Raw genomic sequence first — 26,162 nt, forward strand, 5'->3', positions numbered from 1 at the left:
CTACGCCCCTTTGCGCTCGGCAGAGGGGCTGTTTCTGGCAAAGCTCACCTCTTCTCCCCCGACATCCATCTGGATCCACGTCTGCGCCAGCTGCGTCGTGGCAATCACGCGTCCCTGACGAATCGACCAGCGCACCGGCACCTGACAGCGTACCGCTTCAAACCCGCTCTCCGCAGGCAGAATAATCAGATTCGCCGGGTTTCCTGTTTCAATGCCGTAATCGCTCAGGCCAAAGGTCCGGGCGCTGTTATGGGTAATCAGGTTCAGGCCGTTGTCGATTTGCGGATAGCCCATCACCTGACAGACGTGCAGTCCCATATGCAGTACCTGCAGCATATTGCCAGTCCCGAGCGGATACCACGGGTCAAACACATCATCGTGACCAAAGCAGACGTTAACGCCCGCGTCCTGCAGCTCTTTCACTCGGGTGATGCCGCGGCGTTTCGGGTAGTCATCAAAGCGCCCCTGCAGGTGGATGTTCACCAGCGGGTTAGCGACGAAGTTAATCCCTGACATTTTCAGCAGGCGGAACAGCCGCGAGGTGTACGCGCCGTTGTAGGAGTGCATGGCGGTAGTATGGCTGGCCGTCACGCGCGGACCGATGCCTGCTTCATATGCCAGCGTCGCCACCGTCTCGACAAACCGCGACTGTTCGTCGTCAATTTCGTCGCAGTGAATATCCAGCGGGCGGTCATATTTCTTCGCCAGATCAAAAGCGATATGCAGCGACTGGACGCCATACTCACGGGTGAACTCGAAGTGCGGGATCGCCCCCACCACGTCGGCCCCCAGCGTTAACGCCTCTTCCAGCAGCGCCGCGCCGTTCGGATAGGAGAGGATCCCCTCCTGCGGGAATGCGACGATTTGCAGCGTCACCCACGGCGCGACCTCCTGCTTCACCTCCAGCATCGCCTTCAGGGCGGTGAGCGTCGGATCAGAGACATCCACATGGGTGCGGACAAACTGGATGCCGTTGGCGATTTGCCACTTCAGCGTTTTCCAGGCGCGCGCTTTCACATCCTCATGGCTGAGCAGCGCCTTGCGCTCGGCCCAGCGCTCGATACCTTCGAACAGAGTGCCGGACTGGTTCCAGTTTGGCTCCCCCGCCGTCTGGGTGGTATCGAGATGAATATGCGGCTCGATAAACGGCGGGATCGCAAGCCCGCCGCGCGCATTCAGGATTTCGTAACTTTCGGCATGGGTATCATCCATTGGTGTGATATCACCAAAACGACCGTTCTCGATGGCGATTTGCCACAGCCCTTCCCGACCCGGTAAGCGAACATTCTGGACAAGCCAAAGCGGTGTTGTAGACATACCTTTCTCCCGAAAAACACGGCTGATATTTAGGAGTACGCATTTTCAAAAAACGCACTCTATTTTGTACACAAAATAAACGAATACGAAAAGCCAGCAAATTCCATAACTTATAAAAATCCTGACAAATCAGTCATATACCACCTTGTGGGTAGGTGAAGGCGTATTTGATTTGCATCAATAAGTGCCCCTGCTGAATCGTTAAGGTAGGCAGTAATAGAAAAGAAATCGAGGCAAAAATGAGCAAAGTCAGACTCGCTATCATCGGTAACGGCATGGTCGGCCACCGCTTTATTGAGGATCTTCTCGATAAAGCCGACGCCGACCGTTTCGATATTACCGTGTTCTGTGAAGAACCCCGCAAGGCGTACGACCGCGTGCACTTGTCTTCCTACTTCTCCCATCATACCGCCGAAGAGCTCTCTCTGGTGCGTGAAGGTTTCTACGAGAAGCATGGCGTAAAAGTGCTGGTGGGCGAACGCGCTATCACCATCAACCGTCAGGAAAAAGTGATCCACTCCAGCGCCGGGCGTCCGGTTTTTTACGACAAGCTGATCATGGCGACGGGCTCCTATCCGTGGATCCCGCCTATCAAAGGCTCGGAAACGCAGGATTGCTTCGTTTATCGTACCATTGAAGACCTCAACGCCATTGAATCCTGCGCCCGTCGAAGCAAGCGCGGCGCGGTGGTCGGCGGCGGACTGCTGGGTCTGGAAGCGGCTGGCGCGCTCAAAAACCTCGGCGTTGAAACCCACGTTATCGAATTTGCCCCGATGCTGATGGCCGAACAGCTGGACCACATGGGTGGTGACCAGTTGCGCCGTAAAATCGAAAGCATGGGCGTGAAGGTTCACACCAGCAAGAACACCAAAGAGATCGTGCAGGAAGGCACAGAAGCGCGCAAAACCATGCGCTTTGCCGACGGCAGCGAGCTGGAAGTGGACTTTATCGTCTTTTCCACCGGTATTCGTCCGCGCGACAAGCTGGCGACCCAGTGCGGCCTTGCCGTGGCGCAGCGCGGCGGGATCATGATTAACGATGCCTGCCAAACCTCCGATCCGGATATCTACGCCATCGGCGAATGCGCCAGCTGGAACAACCGCGTTTACGGTCTGGTCGCGCCGGGTTACAAAATGGCGCAGGTCGCCGTTGACCACATTCTCGGCACCGAAAACGCGTTTACCGGCGCAGACATGAGCGCCAAGCTGAAGCTGCTGGGTGTGGACGTAGGCGGTATTGGCGATGCGCACGGTCGTACCCCGAATTCCCGCAGCTACGTCTACCTCGACGAAAGCAAAGAAGTCTACAAACGCCTCATCGTCAGCCAGGACAACAAAACCCTGCTCGGTGCGGTACTGGTGGGCGATACCAGCGACTTCGGCAACCTGCTCCAGCTGGTGCTGAACGCCATCGAGCTGCCGGAGAACCCGGACGCGCTGATCCTCCCGGCGCATGCCTCCAGCGGCAAGCCGTCTATCGGGGTGGATAAACTGCCCGACAGCGCGCAGATTTGCTCCTGCTTCGACGTCACCAAAGGCATGCTGATTTCCGCCATCAACAAGGGCTGCCACACCGTGGCGGCGCTGAAAGCGGAAACCAAAGCCGGTACCGGCTGCGGCGGCTGTATTCCGCTGGTCACTCAGGTGCTGAACGCCGAGCTGGCGAAACAGGGAATCGAAGTGAACAACAACCTGTGCGAGCACTTCGCGTATTCTCGCCAGGAGCTGTACCACCTGATCCGCGTGGAAGGCATCAAGTCCTTCGACGAACTGCTGGCGAAGCATGGCCAGGGCTACGGCTGTGAAGTGTGTAAACCGACCGTCGGCTCCCTGCTGGCCTCCTGCTGGAACGAATACGTGCTCAAGCCGGAACACACGCCGCTGCAGGACACTAACGACAACTTCCTGGCGAACATTCAGAAAGACGGGACCTATTCCGTTATCCCACGTTCCGCCGGTGGCGAAATCACGCCAGAAGGGCTGGTGGCCGTGGGCCGTATCGCCCGTGAATTTAACCTGTACACCAAAATCACCGGCTCCCAGCGTATCGGCCTGTTTGGCGCTCAGAAGGACGACCTGCCGGAAATCTGGCGTCAGCTGATTGAAGCGGGCTTTGAAACTGGCCACGCGTATGCCAAAGCGCTGCGTATGGCGAAAACCTGCGTGGGCACCACCTGGTGCCGCTACGGCGTGGGCGACAGCGTGGGCTTCGGCGTGGAGCTGGAGAACCGCTACAAAGGCATACGCACCCCGCACAAAATGAAGTTTGGCGTCTCCGGCTGTACCCGTGAATGTGCGGAAGCGCAGGGTAAAGACGTGGGGATCATCGCCACCGAGAAAGGCTGGAACCTGTACGTCTGCGGCAACGGCGGGATGAAGCCACGCCACGCAGACCTGCTGGCCGCGGATCTTGACCGCGACACGCTGATTCAGTATCTCGACCGCTTCATGATGTTCTACATCCGCACCGCCGATAAGCTGACCCGTACCGCTTCCTGGCTGGATAACCTGGAAGGCGGCATCGACTACCTGAAGTCCGTCATCATCGACGATAAGCTGGGCCTGAACGAACAGCTGGAAGCCGAAATGGCTCGCCTGCGAGAGGCGGTGATCTGCGAGTGGACTGAAACCGTGAACACGCCTGCGGCACAGACGCGCTTCAAACACTTTATCAACAGCACCCAGCGCGACCCGAACGTGCAGGTAGTGCCGGAGCGTGAACAGCATCGCCCGGCAACGCCGTATGAACGCATCCCAGTGACGCTGGTGGAGGAAAACGCATGAGCCAGTGGATAAACATTTGCGATATTAACGACATTATCCCCGCCACCGGCGTATGTGCGCTTATGGGCAGCGAGCAGGTCGCGATTTTCCGCCCTCGCCACGATGAACAGGTTTATGCCATCAGCAATATTGACCCTTTCTTCGAGGCCAGCGTGCTCTCCCGCGGATTGATTGCCGAGCATCAGGGTGAACTGTGGGTTGCCAGCCCGCTGAAAAAGCAGCGCTTCAGCTTAACTGACGGACGCTGCATGGAAGATGAAAATGTCTCCGTGAAGCACTACGACGCCCGCGTGAAGGACGGTAAGGTGCAGTTGAAAGGCTAATCCCCCGCCTTTTCAATACGAAAAGCTTATGACCCCTTATGGGTAACGGCAGGAAAAACCGTATGTTCTGTGCGATTCCTGCTGTTATCCTGACGTCAATTATTACCCCCTCCATGAATGCTGCGAGGTAACGTCGTGGATCACCTGCCGATTTTTTGTCAATTACGCAACCGCGACTGCCTGCTCGTGGGCGGCGGCGACGTGGCTGAACGCAAAGCGCGCCTGCTGTTAGAGGCTGGCGCCCGACTCACCGTCAACGCCCTCGACTTCGCCCCACAGTTTGAGGTCTGGGCTCAGGAAGGGATGCTCACGCTGGAACAGGGTGAGTTTAATGAATCCCTGCTGGATACCTGCTGGCTGACCATCGCTGCGACGGATAACGATGAAGTGAACCAGCGCGTCAGTGACGCCTGCGAAGCGCGCCGTATCTTCTGTAACGTGGTGGATGCGCCGAACGAGGCCAGTTTCATCATGCCGTCGATTATCGACCGTTCGCCGCTGATGATCGCAGTGTCGTCCGGCGGTCGCTCGCCGGTTCTCGCCCGCCTGCTGCGGGAAAAGCTGGAGGCCGTGCTGCCCCAGCATCTTGGTCAGATAGCCCATTACGCCGGGCAGCTTCGTACCCGCGTGAAGCAAACTTTCTCCACCGTGGGCGAGCGTCGCCGCTTCTGGGAGAAATTCTTTGTTAACGACAGGCTGGCACAGTCTCTGGCGAATCAGGACGCGAAAGCCGTTGAAGAGACGACCGAACAGCTGCTAAGCGAACCGCTGGATCACCGCGGTGAAGTGGTGCTGGTGGGCGCAGGTCCCGGCGATGCAGGTTTGCTGACGCTGAAAGGGCTGCAGCAGATCCAGCAGGCCGATATCGTGGTTTACGATCGCCTGGTCTCCGATGACATTATGAATCTGGTGCGCCGCGACGCCGACCGCGTGTTCGTCGGCAAACGCGCGGGCTACCACTGCGTGCCCCAGGAGGAGATCAACCAGATCCTGCTGCGTGAAGCGCAAAAAGGTAAGCGTGTGGTGCGCCTTAAGGGCGGCGATCCGTTTATCTTTGGCCGGGGCGGCGAAGAGCTGGAAACCCTGTGCAACGCGGGCATTCCGTTCTCTGTCGTGCCGGGCATTACGGCGGCGTCCGGGTGTTCAGCCTACTCTGGCATTCCGCTGACCCACCGTGATTACGCCCAGAGCGTGCGTCTGGTGACGGGGCACCTGAAAACCGGCAGCGAGCTGGACTGGCACAACCTGGCTGCCGAAAAGCAGACGCTGGTGTTCTATATGGGGCTTAACCAGGCCGCGACTATTCAGGCGAAACTGCTGGAACACGGCATGGAGGCAGATATACCCGTCGCGCTGGTGGAAAACGGTACCGCCATTACGCAGCGCGTGGTGGATGGTGTGTTGACGCAGCTTGGTGAACTGGCGCAGCAGGTAGAGAGTCCGGCGCTGATTATTGTTGGCCGTGTGGTTGAACTGCGCGAAAAACTCAACTGGTTCTCTAATCACTAACGCATATCCGCCCTTCTTCGAGTAGTCCTTAACCGGACTACTCCCCTGTTACCGCTGTCGATAACATACCGCCCTGAAATGGAACTTTTCCATTTATTCCCTCGTGTTACATCCAATTTAAGTTTCAAGACAAGGAATGCGTATGTTCAAACTGGCAAAAGCCGCCGTTCTGGTTGGCCTGTTATCGACTCTGACCGCCTGCACCGGTCACGTGCAAAACACCAAAAATAACTGCAGCTATGATTACCTGCTGCACCCGGCGATCTCCATTTCGAAGATCATCGGTGGCTGCGGCCCGGCGGCGCAGCAGTAAGCGATTTTCAGGCGTAAAAAAACCGGGGATTTCCCGGTTTTTTAGTTTTGGTGGTGCGGCCTGATGCCCTCACCCTGGCCCTCTCCAACAGGGAGAGGGAATAAACCCTAAAAACGGTAACGTGGTTACCGTTTTGCTTTTACCTAAGGTTTCGCGACAAATCCAATTGCTTCGTACACCGCTTTCAGGGTTTCGGACGCGCGCGCGCTGGCTTTTTCCGCGCCGTCTTTCATAACCTTCTGCAGGAAGGCTTCGTCGTTGCGATAGCGGTTATAGCGCTCCTGAAGCTCGGTCAGCATGCCGGAAACGGCGTCTGCCACTTCACCTTTCAGGTGACCGTACATTTTGCCTTCGAAGTGCTGCTCCAGCTCAGGAATGCTCTGGCCGGTGACACCGGAGAGGATATCCAGCAGGTTGGAGACGCCCGCTTTGTTCTGCACGTCGTAGCGCACAACAGGCGGCTCGTCGGAATCGGTCACCGCACGCTTGAGCTTTTTAACCACCGATTTCGGGTCTTCCAGCAGGCCGATAACGTTGTTGCGGTTATCATCTGACTTGGACATCTTCTTGGTCGGCTCCAGCAGCGACATTACGCGCGCACCGGATTTTGGAATGAACGGCTCTGGCACTTTAAACACATCGCCGTAAATCGCGTTGAAGCGCTGGGCGATATCACGGCTCAGCTCAAGGTGCTGCTTCTGGTCTTCACCCACCGGCACCTGGTTGGTTTGATACAGCAGGATGTCAGCCGCCATCAGCACCGGATAGTCAAACAGACCGGCGTTGATGTTTTCAGAGTAGCGCGCGGATTTATCCTTGAACTGGGTCATGCGGCTCAGCTCGCCGAAATAGGTGTAGCAGTTCAGCGCCCAGCCCAGCTGTGCGTGCTCTGGCACATGAGACTGAACGAAGATGGTGCTCTTCTCTGGATCGATACCGCAGGCCAGATATAAAGCCAGGGTATCCAGCGTGGCTTTGCGCAGCTTCTCAGGATCCTGACGCGCGGTAATCGCATGCAGATCGACGATGCAGTAAATGCAATGGTAGTCATCCTGCATGCTGACCCACTGACGTAACGCACCCATGTAGTTACCAATGGTCAATTCACCTGACGGCTGTGCGCCACTAAAAACGATGGGCTTAGTCATTATTCAATTCCTGATGTTCACTGTGCGAAAGCCCGAGTGCGGGCAACAAATCTTTGAAGTGGTCGAACACGACATCCGGCTCACTCAGCGTGATGGCCTCACCGTAGTTGTAGCCATAGGTTAATCCCACGGAAGGACAGCCTGCCGCTCTGGCAGCCAGAATATCATTACGGGAATCACCGACAAAGAGCAGCTCCGCAGGCGTTAAGGATAATTTTCCTGCCACCAGCAGAAGCGGTTCCGGGTGCGGCTTTTTGTTCTGCACGTCGTCGCCGCCCACAATCACGGAGAAATACTTCGCGATATCCAGCGCTTCCAGAAGCGGTTCGACAAACGGCGTCGGCTTGTTCGTCACCAGACCCAGCGGGATGCCTTTGGCGTGAAGTGCGCTCAGCGTTTGTTCAACATCCGGGAACAGGAAGCTGCCCTCTTCAACGGTCTCTTCGTAGAAACGATCGAACAGTTTACGCAGAATACGCAGCTGCTCATCTTTAGGAATGTCGGCGTGATCGACGCTCGGTTTACCCTGCGCAGCACGCTGCGATGCGCGTTCCTGACGAGCCCAGGTCAGGGCGCGATCCATCAGCACATCTGCGCCGTTGCCAATCCACGTTACCACGCGCTCTTCGCCCGCAACGGGTAATTCGAGAGCATACAGCGCCTGATCGACGGCGCTCGTTAAGCCAGGCGCGCTGTCGACCAGCGTGCCGTCGAGGTCAAATGCTATACCCCGGGTTGCCTGCAATTTATCCATGACTTACCTTCGCCAGTTCACGGCGCATTTCATCAATGACTTTTTTGTAATCCGGTTGGTCGAAAATCGCAGAGCCTGCAACGAACATATCCGCGCCCGCAGCCGCAATTTCACCAATGTTATTTACTTTCACGCCGCCATCCACTTCCAGACGAATATCGTAACCTGACTCGTCAATACGACGGCGCACTTCACGCAGTTTATCGAGCGTCTGAGGAATGAACGACTGGCCGCCAAAGCCCGGGTTAACGGACATCAGCAGGATCACGTCCAGCTTATCCATCACGTAGTCGAGATAGCTCAGCGGCGTAGCCGGGTTAAAGACCAGGCCCGCTTTACAGCCGTTCTCTTTGATCAGCTGCAGCGTGCGGTCAACGTGTTCGGAGGCTTCCGGGTGGAAAGTGATGATACTGGCGCCCGCCGCGGCGAAATCAGGCACGATGCGATCAACCGGTTTTACCATCAGGTGCACGTCAATCGGTGCGGTAATGCCGTAGCTACGCAGCGCCTTGAGCACCATAGGACCGATGGTCAGATTGGGAACGTAGTGGTTATCCATAACGTCAAAATGGACGACATCCGCGCCAGCCGCCAGTGCGTTGGCGGTGTCTTCACCCAGGCGGGCAAAATCGGCCGACAGAATTGAGGGAGCAATCAAAAACTGTTTCATCCGCATCTCCTTGAAATGTATTTACCGGCGGGCAAAACGGCTCAGGGGCGATAAAGAGCCAGGAGTTCGTCCACCTTTTTACGTGTGCCGCCGTTGCTGCTAATGCTACGCCGCACCTTGACCTGAAAATGCTTCGCGGCTTTGTACCATTCGCGCGTATCAGGGGTATCGTGATTCGAAATTAACACCGGAATTCTTTTGCTGACCAGCTTTTCCGCCATCTCCGCCAGACGCGCCTGCTCGGCAGGGCTGAAGCTGTTGGTGTGATAAGCGGTAAAATTCGCCGTCGCAGAGAGCGGGGCGTAAGGCGGGTCGCAGTAGACGACCGAGTTTACGCCAGCCAGCTCCATGCACTCCTCATAGGAGAGACAGTGGAATTCTGCATTCTGCGCTTTTTCAGCAAAGTGGTACAACTCATCCTGCGGGAAGTAAGGACGCTTGTAGCGACCAAACGGCACGTTAAATTCACCGCGCAGATTATACCGGCACAGGCCGTTGTAGCCATGGCGGTTGAGGTAGAGGAACAACAGTGCGCGACGGAACGGCTCCTGGCTCTGATTAAACTCAGTGCGGAACTGATAGTAAACGTCAGGATGGTTGTTCTCAGGGGTAAACAGCTTCCGCGCCTCTTCCACATACTCATCGGTACGCAGCTTAACAATGTTATAGAGGCTGATAAGGTCGCTGTTGATATCCGCCAGGATATAACGAGAAAAATCGGTATTCAGGAATACCGATCCAGCGCCCACGAAGGGCTCGATAAGACACTCGCCTTTCGGCAGGTGCTTTTTAATATCGTCGAGCAGGGGGTATTTCCCCCCTGCCCATTTCAGAAAAGCGCGATTTTTTTTCATGCTGACTAACTGATTACACCTTCTCCGGCTGTGGAGAAAGCTCCGACAGCATCCTGCGCTTTAAACATTACTTCAGATCGGCCTGCACCTGATGAATCGGCTTCGCCCACGGGTTCTTCGCCTGGACATCAGCGGGCAGCGTTGCAACGGCGCGTTTCGCTTCATCTTTAGAAGCATAAACACCGCTCACCAGCACATACCACGGCTGCCCGTTGCGGGTCGTCTGATAAACAACGTAGTTTTTCAGATTTGATTTCTTCGCCCAACCGTTGAGGTTGTCATAGTTAGACGAACTGCTCAGCTGCAGGGTGTAATTGCTGGATGGCGCAGATTTCAGAGAACCCACGTTGCCTGCCGTTTTACCTGCTGCTGCGCTGGAAGTGGTTGCCGTTGCAGTTGGTGCTGCCGTCGCTGCAGGTACCGTCGTGGTTGCTGTCGCTTTTGGCGCTGCTGTTGCCGCTGGCGCTTTCACCGGCTCGCTCACTGCAGGTTTGGTCTGCGCTGGCGCTTTCACTTCAGGCGCTTTAGCCACAGTCTGCGGCTTGCTTTCACGCTTCGGCTCAATCACGGCCTGTTTGCGTTCCTGACGCGGTGCAGTCTGCGTCTGGCGCGGTTTGGTTTCCGTTGTCGACGCGGTTGCCGTTGCTTGCGGTTGTGCATTGCTACCGCGAATCGGCGCGACGGTTGCAGGTTCAGTTGGCAGGGTAGAGTTGACCACCACGTTGTTCATCTGATCCTGGTTCTGAGGCTGCGTCAGTGCGTTGTTCAGATCGCCCTGAACCTCTACACGCTGCTGGCCCTCTGGCGTAGCAGTTGCCTGCCCTTCGGTCGGGGTAGAAGAGACTGGCGGCAAAGACACATCCTGCGGAGTCGTTGTATTACCCGCAGTCTGCTCTGCAGACGTGGTACCCGGTGCAGGCTGCGCACCGTTTGCCTGGTCGGTCGCATCGTTACCTGACAGGTTGATGCTCTTCTCGGTAGAAGCCGTCTGATCGGCTGAATTCGTTGAGGGTGCTTTCAGCGCGGAACCAATGCCGACAATCAGCAGCAGCAGTACCAGAACGCCCAGCCCCATCATGATGTACTGGCGGGAAGCCGGTTTCGCCGCTACCGCTTTTTTACGTTTACGCGGGCGACGCTCTACAGGCTCTTCGTCCATTGAATCTTCTTCGGACTCATAATCCTCTTCTTCTCGCTCATCACGCGCGTTACGGCTGCGTGAAGGGCGACGATCGTCTGCATCCAGATCAACATCGTCAAAGTTGATCTGCGGCTCGTTATCACGTTCTGAAGATTGACGAGAACGACCAGTACGACGATCGCTGGGATCGGGTTTCAGCTCGTCTTCTGGTTTGAATTCATCCATTTAACACCCCACTCAAAGGCTTATGCCAACGACTTTGCATTTCACCTGAAGCTAAACGACCACCGGTAACAGTGGCCTGACCTTTCTAGTTGTTACGCCTGCTGACAATCAGCGATAGCGCCAAGAACGACATCGTGCGGCACTCCGCCGCGCATTTCACTCTTCCCTATTGCAAGCGGGAGTACCAAACGCATCTCACCTGCCAATACTTTTTTATCGCGCATCATGTGGGGTAGATACGCCTGCGCAGACATCTCCTGCGGCCCTGTCACTGGTAACCCGGCACGTTCAAGCAGCGCAATAATGCGCGCTGTCTCTTCCGGTTTGAACTGACCCAGGCGCTCAGACGCACGCGCAGCCATGACCATACCGGCCGCGACCGCTTCGCCATGAAGCCAGTTGCCGTAGCCCATTTCCGCTTCGATCGCGTGACCAAACGTATGCCCCAGATTCAGTAAAGCACGTAAGCCCGTTTCGCGCTCGTCTGCTGCAACGACTTCTGCTTTCAGCTCACAACAACGACGAATACAGTACGCCAACGCTGGCCCGTCAAGGCGCAGCAGGGCATCCATATTCTCTTCCAGCCAGGTGAAGAACTCACCGTCAAGAATAATGCCGTATTTGATCACTTCTGCAAGACCAGACGCCAGCTCACGCTCAGGTAAGGTTTTCAGACAGTCGAGATCCACCACCACCGATGCCGGCTGGTAGAATGCGCCAATCATGTTTTTACCGAGCGGATGGTTGACGGCGGTTTTGCCACCAACAGAAGAGTCGACCTGTGACAGCAAGGTCGTTGGGATCTGAATAAAGCGCACGCCACGTTGATAGCTGGCGGCAGCAAAGCCTGTAAGATCGCCTACAACACCGCCGCCGAGGGCGAGCAGTGTCGTATCGCGACCGTGCGGTTTTTGCAGAAGTGCGGTAAAGACGGTATCAAGCACCGTCAGGCTTTTATACTGCTCGCCATCGGGCAGAATCACACTGTCGACCTTCACGCCCGCCTGCTCAAGCAGGTGGCGCACGCGGTCAAGATAAAGCGGAGCCAGTGTCTCATTGGTGACCAGCATCGTCTGATCACCCGCTTTCAGTGGTAAGAAGGAAGCTGGGTCGTTAAACAAACCAGCCGCGATGGTGATAGGGTAACTACGTTCCCCGAGAGTAACTGTAATCCTCTCCATGACGCGACATCCACCTTAAATGCTTTTACCCGCAGGCGAGTGTATATAAAGCCAGAATCAGTTGCTTTCCAGCATATGAATAATCTGGTTTGCAACCACTTTAGCGCTCTGATCGTCAGTACGAATGGTCACATCAGCAATCTCTTCGTACAGAGGATTGCGTTCGCCTGCCAGGGCTTCCAGAACTTCACGTGGTGGCGTTTCAACCTGCAGCAGCGGGCGCTTTTTATCGCGCTGCGTACGTGCCAGTTGTTTTTCGATAGTTGTCTCAAGATAGACCACTACACCACGGGCGGAGAGACGGTTGCGGGTTTCGCGAGATTTAACAGAGCCGCCGCCAGTTGCCAGCACAATGCCCTGTTTTTCCGTGAGTTCGTTGATCACTTTTTCTTCTCGGTCACGGAAACCTTCTTCGCCTTCTACATCGAAGACCCAGCCCACATCCGCTCCGGTTCGTTTCTCAATCTCTTGATCAGAATCGTAAAATTCCATATTGAGTTGTTGAGCTAACTGACGCCCAATAGTGCTTTTGCCGGCACCCATAGGCCCAACCAGAAAGATATTGCGTTTCTCTGCCATTTTTTCGGTACTACTAAGACTATTCGTTAATGGTAATCCCCGCTTCGCAGACACCCAGCGTAGCAGGACATGAACTGAAACCTCATATGCAATAGAGCGAGAGTCAGACTAAAAATTATCTCAATACTCCGGCTTGTTTGGCAACTGATTAAATCACCGCACCAGACGCATAAGGTAATAAGACGTAAGTCCAACTCAAATCGGTACTCCTTGTATGCTAATTCATGCCCCACGTCAAACATCTGCAACAAACTGAATGCAAAATCATTGCGGGGATCGTTACCCGTTAATGAATATCGACCAGGCGTGGCGTAATAAACACCACCAGCTCGCGCCGCTCGTTATCTTTACCGTCGTGACGGAACAGTTGCCCAATCCAGGGGATTTTCCCCAGCCCCGGCACGCTATCACTCCCGGTTTTATTCTTTTGCGAGAAAATGCCGCCCAGCGCCAGCGTTTCTCCGCTTTTTACCTCCACCTGCGTTTCTATCTCTTGCTTATCAATTGCCAGCGTTTCGCCATCGGCCTGCTGAAGCACCTGGCCCGGCATGTTTTCGCTGATGTGAAGCTTCAGACGCACGCGCCCTCCCGGCAGCACCACCGGCGTGACCTCCATCCCAAGCACGGCCTCTTTAAATTCCACGGAGGTCGCGCCGCTCTCGCCGCTGGAGACCTGATACGGAATTTCGCTGCCCTGCTTGATGCTGGCCGGTTGCATATGGGACCCCAACAGCCGTGGACTGGCGATAATATCCACCTGCTGTTTTTGCTCCAGAGCCGACAGTTCCAGATCCAGCAGCCTGCCGTTGATGCGCCCAATGTTAAACCCGACGTGCGTGGTCGCACTGGCGACCGACAGATCTGCCCCGAGCGTCGTGACCTGCCCCACTTTACCGGCCTCTGTCGCCTCTGCGAGATTCCATTTCACCCCCAGTTCACGCAGGCTTTTTTCGTTAATGGTGACGATATGGGCCGAAAGCTCCACTTGCTCAACGGGCAGGTCCATCTGCTCCGCCCAACGCTTTAGCACGTCCACGACGCTCTGATTATCCCGCACCCACAGTCGATTTGTGCGCTTATCGACGGATAAACTGCCCTTCGGGCTCAGGAGCCTTTCGGCGTTTTTTTGCACGTCTCCGGCATCCGCCCAGGTGAACGGAATGCTATGTGAGACGAGCGGTGCCTCAAGCAACCGCCGTGCCTGCTGCTCGCGCTGCCAGGCGGCAGTATGGACATAAAAGATGCCGCCATCTTCCTGAAGGACCAGCCCGGCACTGGTCACCACCGTCTGCAGCGCCTGTCGCCAGGGCACGCGCGTTAAATTCAACGAAAGCGAGCCCGTCACATCCGGCGATACCACCAGATTACGGTTCTCCTGCGCCACCAGCGCCTGCAGCACCTGTACGACAGGGACATCATCCACCACGAGGGTGACGGGTTTTGGCGCGGCGGCCCACAGGGGCTGGCTGATCGCCAGCAGTAACAGCAGTATCCTTAACGTCACTTTTATGCGTTCCTTCTCGTTGCCATGTCCATTGCGTCGGTTCACACAGGTCCCCGACATCCACGGTCAGCTGTTGTTGATCCATCTTGCTCACCCGCCAGCCAGGCGGTAAACGTTCATCCCTTTTCACGCGGTGCCAGCGCTGTTGCCCGTCGCGCAAAATGCCGGTTTCCATGCTGCCACCCACCATTCCCTGATATCGCCACTGGGCGAGCTGCCCAACCGCACAGCTATCCTCCGGAGGCTGGAAGGGATCGCGCATTCCAGTCAGAAACAGCAGCGAAAAGAGAATCAGGTAGCGCACCTTACTGCGCATGATCGCTCTCCAGCTGCAGGCTCAGGCGTAGCGTTGTGCCTTCAGGGGCAAGGTTAAATGCGCTGATGCTCACCGCCTGCTGCGCCAGACGGGAAAACAGCGCAGGGACATCTGACCATAGAGCATCCAGCACCAGTTCCCCGCCGTTCTGCTGCGGTTTCCAGTGCACCAGTGCGGTTCTCTTGTCCTGAAAATCCAGCGGCGAGAAGGGCTGAACGGGCGGCATCTCGCGCCGGGCTGGCGCTACGGGTTGCCGTCCGGCCCCAGGCCACAACGCGGCATTCAATTGCCTGGCGCGAATGGATAACGCCTCGAGTTCTGCACACTTCACCCCAACGGGCCGGACCAGAAGCCCCCATACGGCCATGGCAATAACCCCGGACACCACGCACCAGCAGATCACCCGCACAGAAGAGCGGATTTCTACCCAGCGTTGCAGACGTTGTTCCACGGCCTACCCCCGGCGCTTAAGCTGAAAAGTGAACACCCAGCGCCCCTGGCTATCCTGCTGCAGTTCACCAGCAGACCCGAAGCTAAACCCTGCCACCTGTTTCAGCGCATCCGTCATGGCCGCAAGCGCCGGGAGGGCGGAGGCATACCCGCTCACCGTAAGCACAGGCGGTTGATAACGTAACGCTGAAAGCCAGGCTTGCGCTGGCATCACGGCAGAGAGTGACTCCAGTGCCGGTTGCCATGCGACGGGACGAGATTCCACCCCAGTCGTCGCAGGGAGTGCAGAGGGGCGCTGACGTGTTTTCAGTATTTGCTGCACCGCGTTGATTCCCGCCAGTTCACTCTGTAGCCCACGCAGCTTCACGTCATGATTCATCCGCAGGCCAAGCCCGAGGGTCAGCGTCACCAGCAATGAAGCGATAAACAGCACGCCCCAGAAGCGCAGGCAGCGCATCCGGCGCTGCTGTCGCCACGGTAAAAAATTCGCCGTGCTCATTCAGGCACCTCACTCATGGCCAACGCCAGCGCGACGGTAAAATCAGCACCGCGCTCGGGTAAGGGAGGCTGGCAACTGACCAGCAGTTTCCAGGGGTCACGTGTGGCATCGAACTGAACGATGTCATCAGAAGAGAGCGCAAGCAGGGCCGCCAGCTCGGTGACATCTTTCGCTTCTGTGGCGTAGCGCCGTCCCCACTGGTGGCGCATCGCCCACAGCCACTGGTGCCGATCCCGCCAGGCGACGCACTGAGCAGGGGCAACGGCATGGAGGAGATTCCCTAACGCGCCTGCATCCGGCGTGATAGCCGCTAACCGCAAGCGCAGCGTTTTTGCCAACAACAAAAGGGCATCGACTTCGTTGTTTTGCGCCGCCGTAACATGAAATGTGTTGCTGAACGTGTCCTCCACATAGTCAAAGCACAGCCCGTCTGTGGACATCTCCAGCTCCCGGGACAGCGTGGAACCCACCCAGGAAACCTGCTCGCTGTCACGAAGGGCCATGGACGGGCGCGGCAGCGAGCGTTGTAACGTGCGCGCAGCGGGAAATGAGAGGAATACCCGGTGGTAATGGGGCAACGCCCGCCGCCAGTCGCGTAACGCGGCAACCAGATGTTCTGGCTTGAGAATTTTCCCGTCGCGGATAATCCCGTCTGCCAGGGAAACAGCCCACCAGCGCCGTAAACGCCACCCAGGCTTCTCTTTGGTCAGCGCTACAATGAGCACCCTATCTTGTTGAATATGAATGCCCGTTTGCCAGGTTTTGAAAGCCATACTTCACGATCTCCTTATCGCCCGTCAGAGTGACGGCTATATCAATGAATCAGGCTTGCCTTTATACTACCGCGCGATTGTTTAGAAACTGCCCAAGTGAAACCAGATGGGAAATCTCCGGTGAAGTTCGTAAAGTATTTATTGATCCTTGCAGTCTGTTGCATTCTGCTGGGAGCAGGCTCGATTTATGGTTTGTACAAATATATTGAGCCGCAGCTACCTGATGTCGCCACGCTTCGTGATGTGCGACTCCAGATCCCAATGCAGGTCTATAGCGCCGATGGCGAGCTCATGGCGCAATATGGCGAAAAACGCCGTATCCCGCTGACCTTAAAGCAAATTCCTCCCGTGATGGTGAACGCTTTTATCGCCACCGAGGACAGCCGTTTTTACGAGCACCACGGCGTCGATCCGGTGGGGATTTTCCGCGCCGCCAGCATTGCGTTGTTCTCCGGTCATGCCTCTCAGGGGGCCAGTACCATTACGCAGCAGCTGGCGCGTAACTTCTTCCTCAGCCCTGAAAAGACGCTGACGCGTAAGATCAAAGAGGTGTTCCTCGCGATCCGCATCGAGCAGCTGCTGAGTAAAGACGAGATCCTTGAGCTTTACCTCAACAAAATCTATCTCGGTTACCGCGCCTATGGCGTTGGCGCTGCGGCGCAGGTGTACTTCGGTAAGCCAGTAGAACAACTCACGCTGAGCGAAATGGCGACCATCGCCGGTCTGCCGAAAGCGCCATCCACGTTCAACCCGCTCTACTCCATGGACCGTGCGACTGCGCGTCGTAACGTGGTGCTGTCGCGTATGCTGAGCGAAGGCTACATCAGCCAGACCGAGTACGACCAGGCACGCAGCGATGTTATCGACGCCAACTACCATGCGCCGGAAATCGCCTTCTCCTCACCGTATCTCACCGAGATGGTTCGTCAGGAGATGGTGAGCCGTTATGGCGAGAAGGCCTATGAAGACGGCTATCGCGTATACACCACAGTAACCCGCAAAGTTCAGCAGGCGGCACAGCAGGCCGTGCGTAACAACGTGATGGATTACGACATGCGCCACGGCTACCGCGGCCCGTCGAACGTGTTGTGGAAAGTGGGCGAAAGCGCATGGGACAGCAAGAAAATCCCCGACTCGCTGAAAACACTTCCAACCTATGGCCCGCTGCTGCCAGCCGTTGTCACACCGGCCGATCCGCAGGAGGCCGTCGCACTGCTGGCAGACGGCACCTCCGTCTCGCTGCGAATGGACGGGATCCGCTGGGCCCGTCCGTACCGCTCTGACACGCTGCAAGGCCCAACGCCGCGCAAAGTGACGGACGCGGTGCAGACGGGTCAGCAAATCTGGGTTCGCCAGGTGGGCGATGCGTGGTGGCTGGCACAGGTGCCAGACGTGAACTCCGCGCTCGTCTCCATTAATCCGCAAAACGGTGCGGTGATGGCGCTGGTCGGCGGGTTTGATTTCAACCAGAGCAAATTTAACCGTGCCACTCAGGCGCTGCGTCAGGTTGGCTCTAACATCAAGCCGTTCCTCTACACCGCCGCGATGGATAAAGGGCTGACGCTCGCCAGTATTCTCAACGACGTACCGATTTCCCGCTGGGATGCCGGTGCGGGTTCTGACTGGCAGCCGAAAAACTCTCCACCGCAATATGCGGGCCCAATCCGTCTTCGTCAGGGTCTGGGGCAGTCGAAAAACGTGGTGATGGTTCGCGCCATGCGCGCCATGGGCGTTGACTATGCGGCAGAGTATCTGCAGCGCTTCGGCTTCCCGGCGCAGAATATCGTCCATACCGAATCGCTGGCGCTGGGCTCCGCGTCCTTTACGCCGCTTCAGGTCGCGCGCGGTTATGCGGTAATGACGAACGGCGGGTTCCTGATCGATCCGTACTTCATCAGTAAAATTGAGAACGACCAGGGCGGCGTGCTGTTCGAGGCGAAACCAAAAATCGCCTGTGCAGAGTGCGATATTCCGGTCATTTACGGCGATACTCAGAAGTCTAACGTACTTGAAAACAAAGACATGGAAGATGTCGCCATTTCTCAGGAACAGCAGAACTCAGCGGTACCACAGCCTCAGCTGGAGCAGGCTAACCAGGCCCTGGTTGCCCAGACCGGTGCGCAGGAGTATGCCCCGCACGTGATCAACACACCGCTGTCGTTCCTGATTAAGAGCGCGCTGAATACCAATATCTTTGGTGAACCGGGCTGGCAAGGCACCGGCTGGCGTGCCGGACGTGATCTGCAGCGCCGCGACATCGGCGGGAAAACGGGAACCACCAACAGCTCGAAAGATGCGTGGTTCTCCGGTTACGGGCCGGGTGTGGTCACTTCTGTCTGGATCGGCTTTGACGATCACCGCCGCGATTTGGGTCGTACCACCGCCTCCGGCGCGATTAAAGATCAGATCTCTGGTTACGAAGGCGGCGCGAAGAGTGCGCAACCGGCGTGGGATGCGTACATGAAATCCGTTCTGGAAGGCGTGCCTGAGCAGCCGCTAACGCCTCCGCCGGGCATTGTGACGGTCAACATTGACCGCAACACCGGGCAGCTCGCCAATGGCGGAAATAGCCGTGAAGAGTATTTCATCGAAGGCACGCAGCCAACCAGGCAGGCGGTGCATGAGGTGGGAACAGAAATTATCGATAACGGCGAAACGCACGAGTTGTTTTAAGCATAAAAATGCCCGGTAAAAACCGGGCAAATAATAGTAGGCCGGGTAAGGCGAAGCTGCCACCCGGCTTTTTTATGGCCTACAGTCGCCCCTGGCCTTTCAACCACTCGCGTACCAGGAACAGGGCGCTCACGTTACGCGCTTCGTTAAAGTCCGGATCTTCCAGTAAATCCATCAGATGCGCCAGCGGCCAGCGAACCTGCGGCAGCGGCTCCGGCTCGTCTCCTTCCAGCGATTCTGGATAGAGATCTTCCGCCACCACGATATTCATTTTGCTGGAAAAATAGGACGGTGCCATGCTCAGTTTTTTCAGGAACGACAGCTCATTCGCGCCAAAACCGACCTCTTCTTTCAGTTCACGATTGGCGGCTTCGAAAACCGTCTCGCCAGGATCGATCAGTCCCTTGGAGAATCCAAGTTCGTAAGATTCAGTTCCTACCGCGTATTCACGGATCAAGATTAGGTGATCGTCAACGATGGGGACAATCATCACTGCTTCACGCGAAGAGGGGCGCATACGTTCGTAAACGCGACGCACACCGTTGCTGAACTCCAGGTCCACACTTTCCACATTAAACAGGCGCGATTTAGCGACGGTTTCAACGCTCAGAATGGTGGGTTTTTGTAGTGGTTTGCTCATCTTGACGGGTCTTTGGTGTGTGAACTGGCGTTATTGTGCGATATGCCGCACGGTTTGGGCAATGTCAATTGTACTTTATTTACATTTGTGCAACGTAACTGGAATCAATCCTTAATTCAAAACAAATGTCAAGAGGTTGAAATGTTTCCAGGAATTTGCTGATATCGCGCCATCACAGGCTTTGCTATTATCATCGGTCACTGGGATGCGCTTCAGAATGCTCAAGTTCGACTCCATACTTGCCGATAGCCAACCACAGACTCTCATTCATGTTAAAGGTGCTACTGACTACACCTGTAAGATAAGTAAGATGGGGAAAGCATGAGCACCATTTTGATTGTTCTCACTGCTATGCTGGCCGCCGCGCTGGTTGCAGGGTGGGCGTACAGGCGTCGCGTACAGCGTCGATATCGACTGCCCTTTTTAAACGCTTTTGCGGGTGCGACGACACGTAAGCTCGCGCCTGAAGAACGCAGCGCCATTGAACACTACCTCGATAATCTGAACCGCGCTCAGCAGTCGCCTGGGCCAACGGGTGCCAGTACTGCGCCGGTCTCCCTCAATCTTAACGCACAAAGCGACACCGTGCTCTGCGTGACGCGCTCGATCACCCGTTACGGCATTACGACTGACGACCCTAACAAATGGCGTTATTACCTGGATTCTGTCGAGGTCCATCTCCCGCCATTCTGGGAACAGTACATTAATGATGAAAACAGCGTAGAGCTGATTCATACCGACTCCCTGCCGCTGGTTATCTCGCTAAACGGTCATCACCTCAATGAGTACGTGCATGAAGCGCCGCGCTTCGCGCTGGAACGGGCAAGTTCAACGCAGGCCAGCATTCGCGGTGAAGAGACAGAGCAGATTGAACTGCTGAACATTCGTCAGGAGACGCATGAAGAGTACGCCTTAAGCCGCCCGGATGGTATTCGTGAAGCGGTGCTGATTGTTGCGGCATTTCTGCTCTTTTTCTTCTGTCTGCTCACGCCAGATGTTTTCGTTCCCTGGCTTGCGGGCGGCGCAGTTCTGCTCCTGGCGGCCGGATTGTGGGGTCTGTTTGCCCCTCCGACGAAAACGTCGCTGCGTGAAATTCACTGCCTGCGTGGAACGCCAAAGCGCTGGGGTCTCTTCGGCGAGAACGATCAGGAGCATCTCAATAATATCTCGCTCGGTATTATCGACCTTATCTATCCGCGCCACTGGCAGCCGTGGATCGCCCAGGATTTAGGGCATAAAACCGATATCGATATCTACCTCGACCGCCACGTGGTGCGTCAGGGGCGTTATCTGTCCCTGCACGATGAAGTGAAAAACTTCCCGCTTCAGCACTGGCTTCGCAGCACGGTCATTGCTGGCGGTGCAGCGCTGGTCTTTTTGATGCTGCTACTTTTCGTGCCGCTGGATATGCCCATTAAGTTCACCCTGTCATGGATTAAAGGGGCGCAGACGGTGGAAGCCACCAGCGTGAAGCAACTGGAAGACGCCGGCATACGCGTGGGTGATACGCTGCGTCTGCAAGGGACCGGAATGTGTAACATCCATGCGCCTGGCGCATGGAACACACGTCAGAATTCGCCGTTTATGCCGTTTGATTGTTCGCAAATTATCTGGAACGATGCGCCTCCGCTGCCGCTGCCTGAATCCGATGTCGTGAATAAAGCTACGGCGCTCACCGAAACGGTCAGCCGCCAGTTGCATCCGAAACCGGATGACGATTCCCGCGTTAGCCCTGCCCTGCGTTCGGCAATTCAGAAATCGGGCATGGTACTGCTGGATGACTTTGGTGAAATCGTCCTGAAAACAGAGGATCTCTGTTCTGCCCAGGACGAGTGCGTGCGGCTTAAAAATGCACTGGTGAATCTCGGGAACAGCAAGGACTGGGATGCACTGGTGAAACGCGCGGAAGCAGGACGCCTGGACGGCGTCAACGTGCTGCTGCGTCCGGTCAGCGCTGAATCTCTGGATAACCTGGTCGCCACCTCCACCGCGCCGTTTGTGATGCGCGAAACCACCCGAGCAGCCCAGGCGTTAAACAGCCCGGCTCCGGGCGGCTTTGTGATTGTCAGCGATGAGGGGAGCGATCTGGTTGATCAGCCTTATCCGCAAGTTGCGTTATATGACTACCCGGCTCAGGAGCAGTGGGGAGAGTTCCAGCGGCTTGCTCAAATGCTGATGCAAACGCCGTTCAGCGCGGAAGGGATCGTCACACGTATCTTCACAGACGCCAATGGCACGCGCCATGTCGACCTGCACCGAATGCCGGATAGCGCAGGATTGTGGCGTTATATCGGCACATCCCTGCTGATGATCGCGATGCTGGCATGCATTTTCTGGAACGGCTTTATGGCCTTGCGCCGCTATCAGCGTTCGCGCACCCGGCTTGCTGAGATTCAGCAGTATTACGAAAATTGCCTCAATCCTAAACTCATCTCATCCTCTGAGAGCCTGATCGGATAACGTCACTGCGCGGCAAGTTGTGCTACCCTGTCGCGCACGTTTCTTCTGGCTGGAGTTCCCCTAAATGCATCTTGATATTGCCTGGCAGGAGGTCGATACCGTCCTGCTGGATATGGACGGCACGCTGCTTGATCTCGCCTCTGATAACTTTTTCTGGCAACAACTGGTGCCCGAAACATACGGTAAACAGCAGGGTATCTCTCCGGCAGAAGCGCAGGAATTCATTCGTTCGCAATATAGCGCCGTGCAGCATACGCTAAACTGGTACTGTCTGGACTACTGGAGCGAGCGCCTCGGTTTGGATATTTGTGCCATGACCACCGCCCAAGGGCCACGCGCGGTACTGCGCGACGATACGGTGCCGTTCCTGGATGCCCTGCAAGCCAGCGGTAAGCGCCGCATTTTGCTGACTAACGCGCATCCTCATAATCTGGCCGTGAAGCTGGAACATACGGGTCTGGCGTCACACCTTGATTTATTACTTTCCACCCACACATTTGGTTATCCGAAAGAGGATCAGCGGTTGTGGCATGCGGTGGCGGAAGAGACCGGTTTGCAGCCGGAACGTACGCTGTTTATTGACGACAGCGAGCCGATTCTGGATGCCGCCGCGACGTTTGGCATTCGCTATTGTCTGGGCGTGACCAATCCTGATTCCGGACTGGCTGAAAAAAGCTACCTGCGGCATCCGGGGCTGAACGACTATCGCCGGATGATCCCCTCACTCACCGTGAAGGAGACGCCATGAAAGAAAAAGCCTCTGATGGGGTAAGACTGGATAAATGGCTATGGGCGGCCCGGTTTTATAAAACGCGCGCCCTTGCCCGCGAAATGGTTGATGGTGGCAAAGTGCATTACAACGGTCAGCGCAGCAAGCCGAGCAAGATGGTTGAGCTGAATGCCACCTTAACGCTGCGCCAGGGTAATGATGAAAAAACGGTAGTGATTAAAGCCATTACCGAACAGCGACGTCCCGCAACCGAAGCCACACAGCTTTATGAAGAGACAGCTGAAAGCATTGAAAAGCGTGAGAAAACCGCGCTGGCGCGCAAAATGAACGCGCTGACGATGCCTCACCCGGACCGGCGACCGGATAAAAAAGAGCGCCGCGATCTGATGAAATTTAAACACGGTGAGACCGAGTAACCCTCACCTGCACGAGAGATGAAAATGGCCCAACACGACCAATTACACCGCTATCTGTTTGAACAATTCGCCGTGCGCGGCGAGCTGGTCACCGTATCCGAAACCTGGAAACAGATTCTGGAAAACCACAACTACCCGCTGCCGGTGAAAACCCTGTTGGGCGAACTGCTGGTTGCCACCAGCCTGCTGACCGCCACGCTAAAATTCGCTGGTGATATCACCGTGCAGCTGCAGGGTGACGGCCCGATGACGCTGGCGGTGATCAACGGCAACAACCAGCAGCAGATGCGCGGCGTTGCACGCGTTCAGGGCGAAGTCCCTGAAAATGCGGATCTGAAAACGCTGGTTGGCAATGGCTATCTGGTGATCACCATCTCTCCGGAGGAAGGCGAGCGCTATCAGGGCGTGGTCGGGCTGGAAGGCGATACCCTGGCAGCCTGCCTGGAAGACTACTTCATGCGGTCTGAACAGTTGCCAACCCGTCTGTTCATCCGCACCGGTGAAGTTGACGGTCAGCCTGCTGCTGGCGGTATGCTGCTGCAGGTTCTGCCTGCACAGGATGCGCAGACTAATGATTTTGAGCACCTGGCGACGCTGACCGAAACCGTCAAAGCAGAAGAGCTCTTCAACCTGTCGGCGACCGACGTGCTGTGGCGTCTGTACCACGAAGAAGAAGTGACGGTATACGACCCGCAGGCGGTGGAGTTTAAGTGCACCTGCTCCCGCGAGCGCTGCGCGGGCGCCCTGAAAACGCTGCCTGACGAAGAGATCGACAGCATCATGGCGGAAGACGGTGAAATCGACATGCACTGTGACTACTGCGGTACGCACTACGTGTTCAATTCGATGGATATCGCCGAGATCCGCAATAACGCCTCCCCGGCGGATCCGCAGGTCCACTAAACCTCTTTCCCCTCACCCTACCCCTCTCCCCTTTGGGGAGAGGGGTAAAAAAACGCCCCCCAAGCTGAATCGTTTTCCCTATGTAACTCTTACGTAATTTTCTTACGTGTATGCGATTACATTCACATTCCTTCGGTTAAATTCACCAGCCCTTAACCTTTTAGGAACATTTTCCACAACCAAAAAGCGATTCCTGCGATAATCCGCCTGCGCTGTGACTGGAGTCGCAGCGTTTTCCGTTAGTAAGGGTTTTGTCCAGATACGTAAATCTATGAGCCCCGTCGCGGTTAACAACCTCAGAAAAACCCTACAATTTCAGGCAGTACATATTGGCTAAGGAGCAGTGATATGCGTGTTACTGGTTTAACCCCGCAAGATCTCATGGCTTATGGTATTCACGACGTCCAGGAAATCGTCTACAACCCCGATTACGATACGCTGTATCAGGAAGAGCTCAATCCAGCACTGGAAGGATACGAGCGAGGTGCGTTGACAAACCTTGGTGCTATCGCCGTCGATACCGGTATTTTTACCGGTCGTTCGCCGAAAGATAAGTATATCGTCCGAGACGAAACCACCCGCGATACGCTGTGGTGGGCTGATAAGGGCAAAGGGAAGAACGACAACAAACCGCTCTCCCCGGAGACCTGGCAGCATCTGAAAGGGCTCGTCACTCACCAACTCTCCGGCAAGCGCCTGTTCATTATCGACGCTTTCTGCGGCGCTAACGCCGACACCCGACTTTCCGTGCGTTTCATTACCGAAGTGGCCTGGCAGGCGCATTTCGTGAAAAATATGTTTATTCGTCCTACCGACGAAGAGCTACAGGACTTCACCCCAGATTTCATCGTGATGAACGGTGCAAAATGCACGAATCCACAGTGGAAAGAGCAGGGTCTGAACTCCGAGAACTTTGTTGCCTTCAACCTGACCGAGCGTATCCAGCTGATTGGCGGTACCTGGTACGGCGGCGAGATGAAGAAAGGGATGTTCTCGGTCATGAACTACCTGCTGCCGCTGCGCGGTATCGCCTCCATGCACTGCTCGGCGAACGTCGGCGAGAAAGGCGACGTGGCGGTATTCTTCGGCCTGTCCGGCACTGGGAAAACAACCCTCTCTACCGACCCGAAACGCCGCCTGATTGGCGATGACGAACATGGCTGGGACGACGACGGCGTGTTTAACTTCGAAGGCGGCTGCTACGCGAAGACCATTCGCCTGTCTGAAGAGGCCGAACCGGATATCTTCCACGCGATCCGCCGCGACGCGCTGCTCGAAAACGTCACCGTGCGTGCCGACGGCTCCATTGACTTCGACGATGCGTCGAAAACCGAAAACACCCGTGTTTCGTATCCGATTTACCACATCGACAATATCGTGAAGCCGGTGTCAAAAGCGGGTCATGCTACGAAGGCGATTTTCCTGACGGCGGATGCGTTCGGCGTACTGCCTCCGGTATCTCGCCTGACCGCCAGCCAGACGCAGTACCACTTCCTCTCGGGCTTTACCGCCAAGCTGGCGGGTACCGAGCGCGGTGTGACGGAGCCAACTCCGACCTTCTCCGCCTGCTTCGGCGCGGCCTTCCTGTCGCTGCATCCGACGCAGTACGCTGAAGTGCTGGTAAAACGCATGCAGGCATCCGGCGCGCAGGCTTACCTGGTGAACACCGGCTGGAACGGCACCGGCAAGCGTATCTCCATCAAGGATACCCGCGCGATTATCGACGCCATTCTGGATGGTTCTCTGGACGACGCTGAAACCTTCACGCTGCCAATGTTTGACCTGGCGATCCCAACGTCTCTGCCGGGTGTGGATACGCATATCCTCGACCCGCGCAATACGTACGGTTCACCGGAGCAGTGGCGCGAGAAGGCGGAATCGCTGGCGAAGCTGTTTATTGAGAACTTCGAGAAGTATACCGATACCCCGGCAGGCGAAGCGCTGGTGAGCGCGGGTCCGAAGCTGTAATGCCTTCCCCCTCTCCCTGTGGGAGAGGGCCGG

24 protein-coding genes are annotated in these 26,162 nt (G+C 56.2%); 10 read left to right on the forward strand and 14 right to left on the reverse strand.

All coding sequences use genetic code 11. The features are described 5' to 3' along the window. Window positions 1–1,317, reverse strand: a complete 1,317-nt coding sequence (locus ENTMO_RS0122125; protein WP_010436350.1) for a cytosine deaminase — start codon at window positions 1,315–1,317, stop codon at window positions 1–3. Between the two features lie 239 nt (window positions 1,318–1,556). On the opposite strand from ENTMO_RS0122125, the gene nirB reads away from it, so the two are divergent. The 4 genes from nirB to ENTMO_RS0122145 all read left to right on the forward strand — a co-directional run bounded on the left by nirB (window position 1,557) and on the right by ENTMO_RS0122145 (window position 6,245). After that, on the forward strand, window positions 1,557–4,100 hold the full coding sequence (gene nirB, locus ENTMO_RS0122130; protein WP_010436352.1) for a nitrite reductase large subunit NirB: 2,544 nt from the start codon (window positions 1,557–1,559) through the stop codon (window positions 4,098–4,100). Next, on the forward strand, window positions 4,097–4,423 hold the full coding sequence (gene nirD / locus ENTMO_RS0122135; protein ID WP_010436354.1) for a nitrite reductase small subunit NirD: 327 nt from the start codon (window positions 4,097–4,099) through the stop codon (window positions 4,421–4,423). The genes nirB and nirD overlap by 4 nt, the downstream gene beginning before the upstream one ends. Before the next feature lie 135 nt (window positions 4,424–4,558). After that, window positions 4,559–5,932: a siroheme synthase CysG gene (gene cysG, locus ENTMO_RS0122140; RefSeq protein ID WP_010436355.1), complete on the forward strand. Its 1,374-nt coding sequence runs from the start codon at window positions 4,559–4,561 to the stop codon at window positions 5,930–5,932. A gap of 142 nt (window positions 5,933–6,074) precedes the next feature. Further along, on the forward strand, window positions 6,075–6,245 hold the full coding sequence (locus tag ENTMO_RS0122145) for a YhfL family protein (protein ID WP_008503029.1): 171 nt from the start codon (window positions 6,075–6,077) through the stop codon (window positions 6,243–6,245). 143 nt (window positions 6,246–6,388) lie between these two features. On the opposite strand, the gene trpS is transcribed toward ENTMO_RS0122145, so the two are convergent. The 12 genes from trpS to ENTMO_RS0122205 all read right to left on the reverse strand — a co-directional run bounded on the left by trpS (window position 6,389) and on the right by ENTMO_RS0122205 (window position 16,339). Further along, on the reverse strand, window positions 6,389–7,393 hold the full coding sequence (gene trpS / locus ENTMO_RS0122150; RefSeq protein WP_010436358.1) for a tryptophan--tRNA ligase: 1,005 nt from the start codon (window positions 7,391–7,393) through the stop codon (window positions 6,389–6,391). Beyond that, window positions 7,386–8,147 (reverse strand): phosphoglycolate phosphatase, encoded by a 762-nt coding sequence (gene gph, locus ENTMO_RS0122155; RefSeq protein WP_010436360.1) that lies wholly within the window; start codon window positions 8,145–8,147, stop codon window positions 7,386–7,388. The genes trpS and gph overlap by 8 nt, the downstream gene beginning before the upstream one ends. Further along, the gene (gene rpe, locus ENTMO_RS0122160) at window positions 8,140–8,817 is read right to left on the reverse strand and encodes a ribulose-phosphate 3-epimerase (protein WP_010436362.1); all 678 of its coding nucleotides are present in this window, start codon (window positions 8,815–8,817) and stop codon (window positions 8,140–8,142) included. Before rpe ends, gph begins: the two co-directional genes overlap by 8 nt. A gap of 41 nt (window positions 8,818–8,858) precedes the next feature. Next, a complete protein-coding gene (gene dam, locus ENTMO_RS0122165; RefSeq protein ID WP_010436364.1) occupies window positions 8,859–9,671 on the reverse strand; it encodes an adenine-specific DNA-methyltransferase in 813 nt (270 codons plus the stop codon). 67 nt (window positions 9,672–9,738) lie between these two features. Beyond that, window positions 9,739–11,037: a cell division protein DamX gene (gene damX / locus ENTMO_RS0122170; RefSeq protein WP_010436367.1), complete on the reverse strand. Its 1,299-nt coding sequence runs from the start codon at window positions 11,035–11,037 to the stop codon at window positions 9,739–9,741. Window positions 11,038–11,129: 92 nt separating this feature from the next. Further along, window positions 11,130–12,218, reverse strand: a complete 1,089-nt coding sequence (gene aroB, locus ENTMO_RS0122175) for a 3-dehydroquinate synthase (protein WP_010436371.1) — start codon at window positions 12,216–12,218, stop codon at window positions 11,130–11,132. Between the two features lie 57 nt (window positions 12,219–12,275). Beyond that, on the reverse strand, window positions 12,276–12,797 hold the full coding sequence (gene aroK, locus ENTMO_RS0122180) for a shikimate kinase AroK (RefSeq protein ID WP_010436374.1): 522 nt from the start codon (window positions 12,795–12,797) through the stop codon (window positions 12,276–12,278). A 286-nt stretch (window positions 12,798–13,083) separates the two neighbouring features. Beyond that, on the reverse strand, window positions 13,084–14,301 hold the full coding sequence (hofQ, locus tag ENTMO_RS0122185) for a DNA uptake porin HofQ (RefSeq protein ID WP_010436377.1): 1,218 nt from the start codon (window positions 14,299–14,301) through the stop codon (window positions 13,084–13,086). Further along, the gene (locus ENTMO_RS0122190; RefSeq protein ID WP_010436380.1) at window positions 14,213–14,617 is read right to left on the reverse strand and encodes a HofP DNA utilization family protein; all 405 of its coding nucleotides are present in this window, start codon (window positions 14,615–14,617) and stop codon (window positions 14,213–14,215) included. The genes hofQ and ENTMO_RS0122190 overlap by 89 nt, the downstream gene beginning before the upstream one ends. Continuing rightward, a complete protein-coding gene (locus ENTMO_RS26215; protein ID WP_029485213.1) occupies window positions 14,607–15,068 on the reverse strand; it encodes a HofO family protein in 462 nt (153 codons plus the stop codon). The genes ENTMO_RS0122190 and ENTMO_RS26215 overlap by 11 nt, the downstream gene beginning before the upstream one ends. Window positions 15,069–15,071: 3 nt before the next feature. Then, window positions 15,072–15,566, reverse strand: coding sequence for a PilN domain-containing protein (locus ENTMO_RS0122200; protein WP_010436384.1), 495 nt, complete (start codon window positions 15,564–15,566; stop codon window positions 15,072–15,074). Beyond that, window positions 15,563–16,339 carry a type IV pilus biogenesis protein PilM gene (locus ENTMO_RS0122205; protein ID WP_010436386.1) on the reverse strand — a complete coding sequence of 259 codons (777 nt, stop codon included), beginning with the start codon at window positions 16,337–16,339 and terminating at the stop codon, window positions 15,563–15,565. The genes ENTMO_RS0122200 and ENTMO_RS0122205 overlap by 4 nt, the downstream gene beginning before the upstream one ends. Before the next feature lie 120 nt (window positions 16,340–16,459). Here ENTMO_RS0122205 and mrcA point away from each other — a divergent pair, with 120 nt between their 5' ends. Beyond that, complete coding sequence (gene mrcA / locus ENTMO_RS0122210; protein ID WP_010436388.1) at window positions 16,460–19,012, forward strand: peptidoglycan glycosyltransferase/peptidoglycan DD-transpeptidase MrcA; 2,553 nt, start codon at window positions 16,460–16,462, stop codon at window positions 19,010–19,012. A 79-nt stretch (window positions 19,013–19,091) separates the two neighbouring features. Here the strand turns inward: mrcA and nudE are convergent, their stop codons facing one another. Beyond that, complete coding sequence (gene nudE / locus ENTMO_RS0122215; RefSeq protein WP_010436390.1) at window positions 19,092–19,652, reverse strand: ADP compounds hydrolase NudE; 561 nt, start codon at window positions 19,650–19,652, stop codon at window positions 19,092–19,094. 321 nt (window positions 19,653–19,973) lie between these two features. On the opposite strand from nudE, the gene ENTMO_RS0122225 reads away from it, so the two are divergent. The 5 genes from ENTMO_RS0122225 (at window position 19,974) to pckA (ending at window position 26,129) form a co-directional block, all read left to right on the forward strand. Further along, window positions 19,974–22,112, forward strand: coding sequence for an intracellular growth attenuator family protein (locus ENTMO_RS0122225; RefSeq protein ID WP_010436392.1), 2,139 nt, complete (start codon window positions 19,974–19,976; stop codon window positions 22,110–22,112). A 64-nt stretch (window positions 22,113–22,176) separates the two neighbouring features. Next, window positions 22,177–22,860, forward strand: a complete 684-nt coding sequence (gene yrfG / locus ENTMO_RS0122230) for a GMP/IMP nucleotidase (RefSeq protein WP_010436395.1) — start codon at window positions 22,177–22,179, stop codon at window positions 22,858–22,860. After that, a complete protein-coding gene (gene hslR / locus ENTMO_RS0122235; RefSeq protein WP_010436398.1) occupies window positions 22,857–23,258 on the forward strand; it encodes a ribosome-associated heat shock protein Hsp15 in 402 nt (133 codons plus the stop codon). The genes yrfG and hslR overlap by 4 nt, the downstream gene beginning before the upstream one ends. Before the next feature lie 24 nt (window positions 23,259–23,282). After that, window positions 23,283–24,161 carry an Hsp33 family molecular chaperone HslO gene (hslO, locus tag ENTMO_RS0122240; protein ID WP_010436401.1) on the forward strand — a complete coding sequence of 293 codons (879 nt, stop codon included), beginning with the start codon at window positions 23,283–23,285 and terminating at the stop codon, window positions 24,159–24,161. A 348-nt stretch (window positions 24,162–24,509) separates the two neighbouring features. Continuing rightward, window positions 24,510–26,129: a phosphoenolpyruvate carboxykinase (ATP) gene (gene pckA, locus ENTMO_RS0122245; RefSeq protein WP_010436405.1), complete on the forward strand. Its 1,620-nt coding sequence runs from the start codon at window positions 24,510–24,512 to the stop codon at window positions 26,127–26,129. Window positions 26,130–26,162: the final 33 nt, after the last annotated feature.

The sequence above is a fragment of the Enterobacter mori LMG 25706 genome (genome assembly GCF_000211415.1).
Taxonomy (GTDB): domain Bacteria; phylum Pseudomonadota; class Gammaproteobacteria; order Enterobacterales; family Enterobacteriaceae; genus Enterobacter; species Enterobacter mori.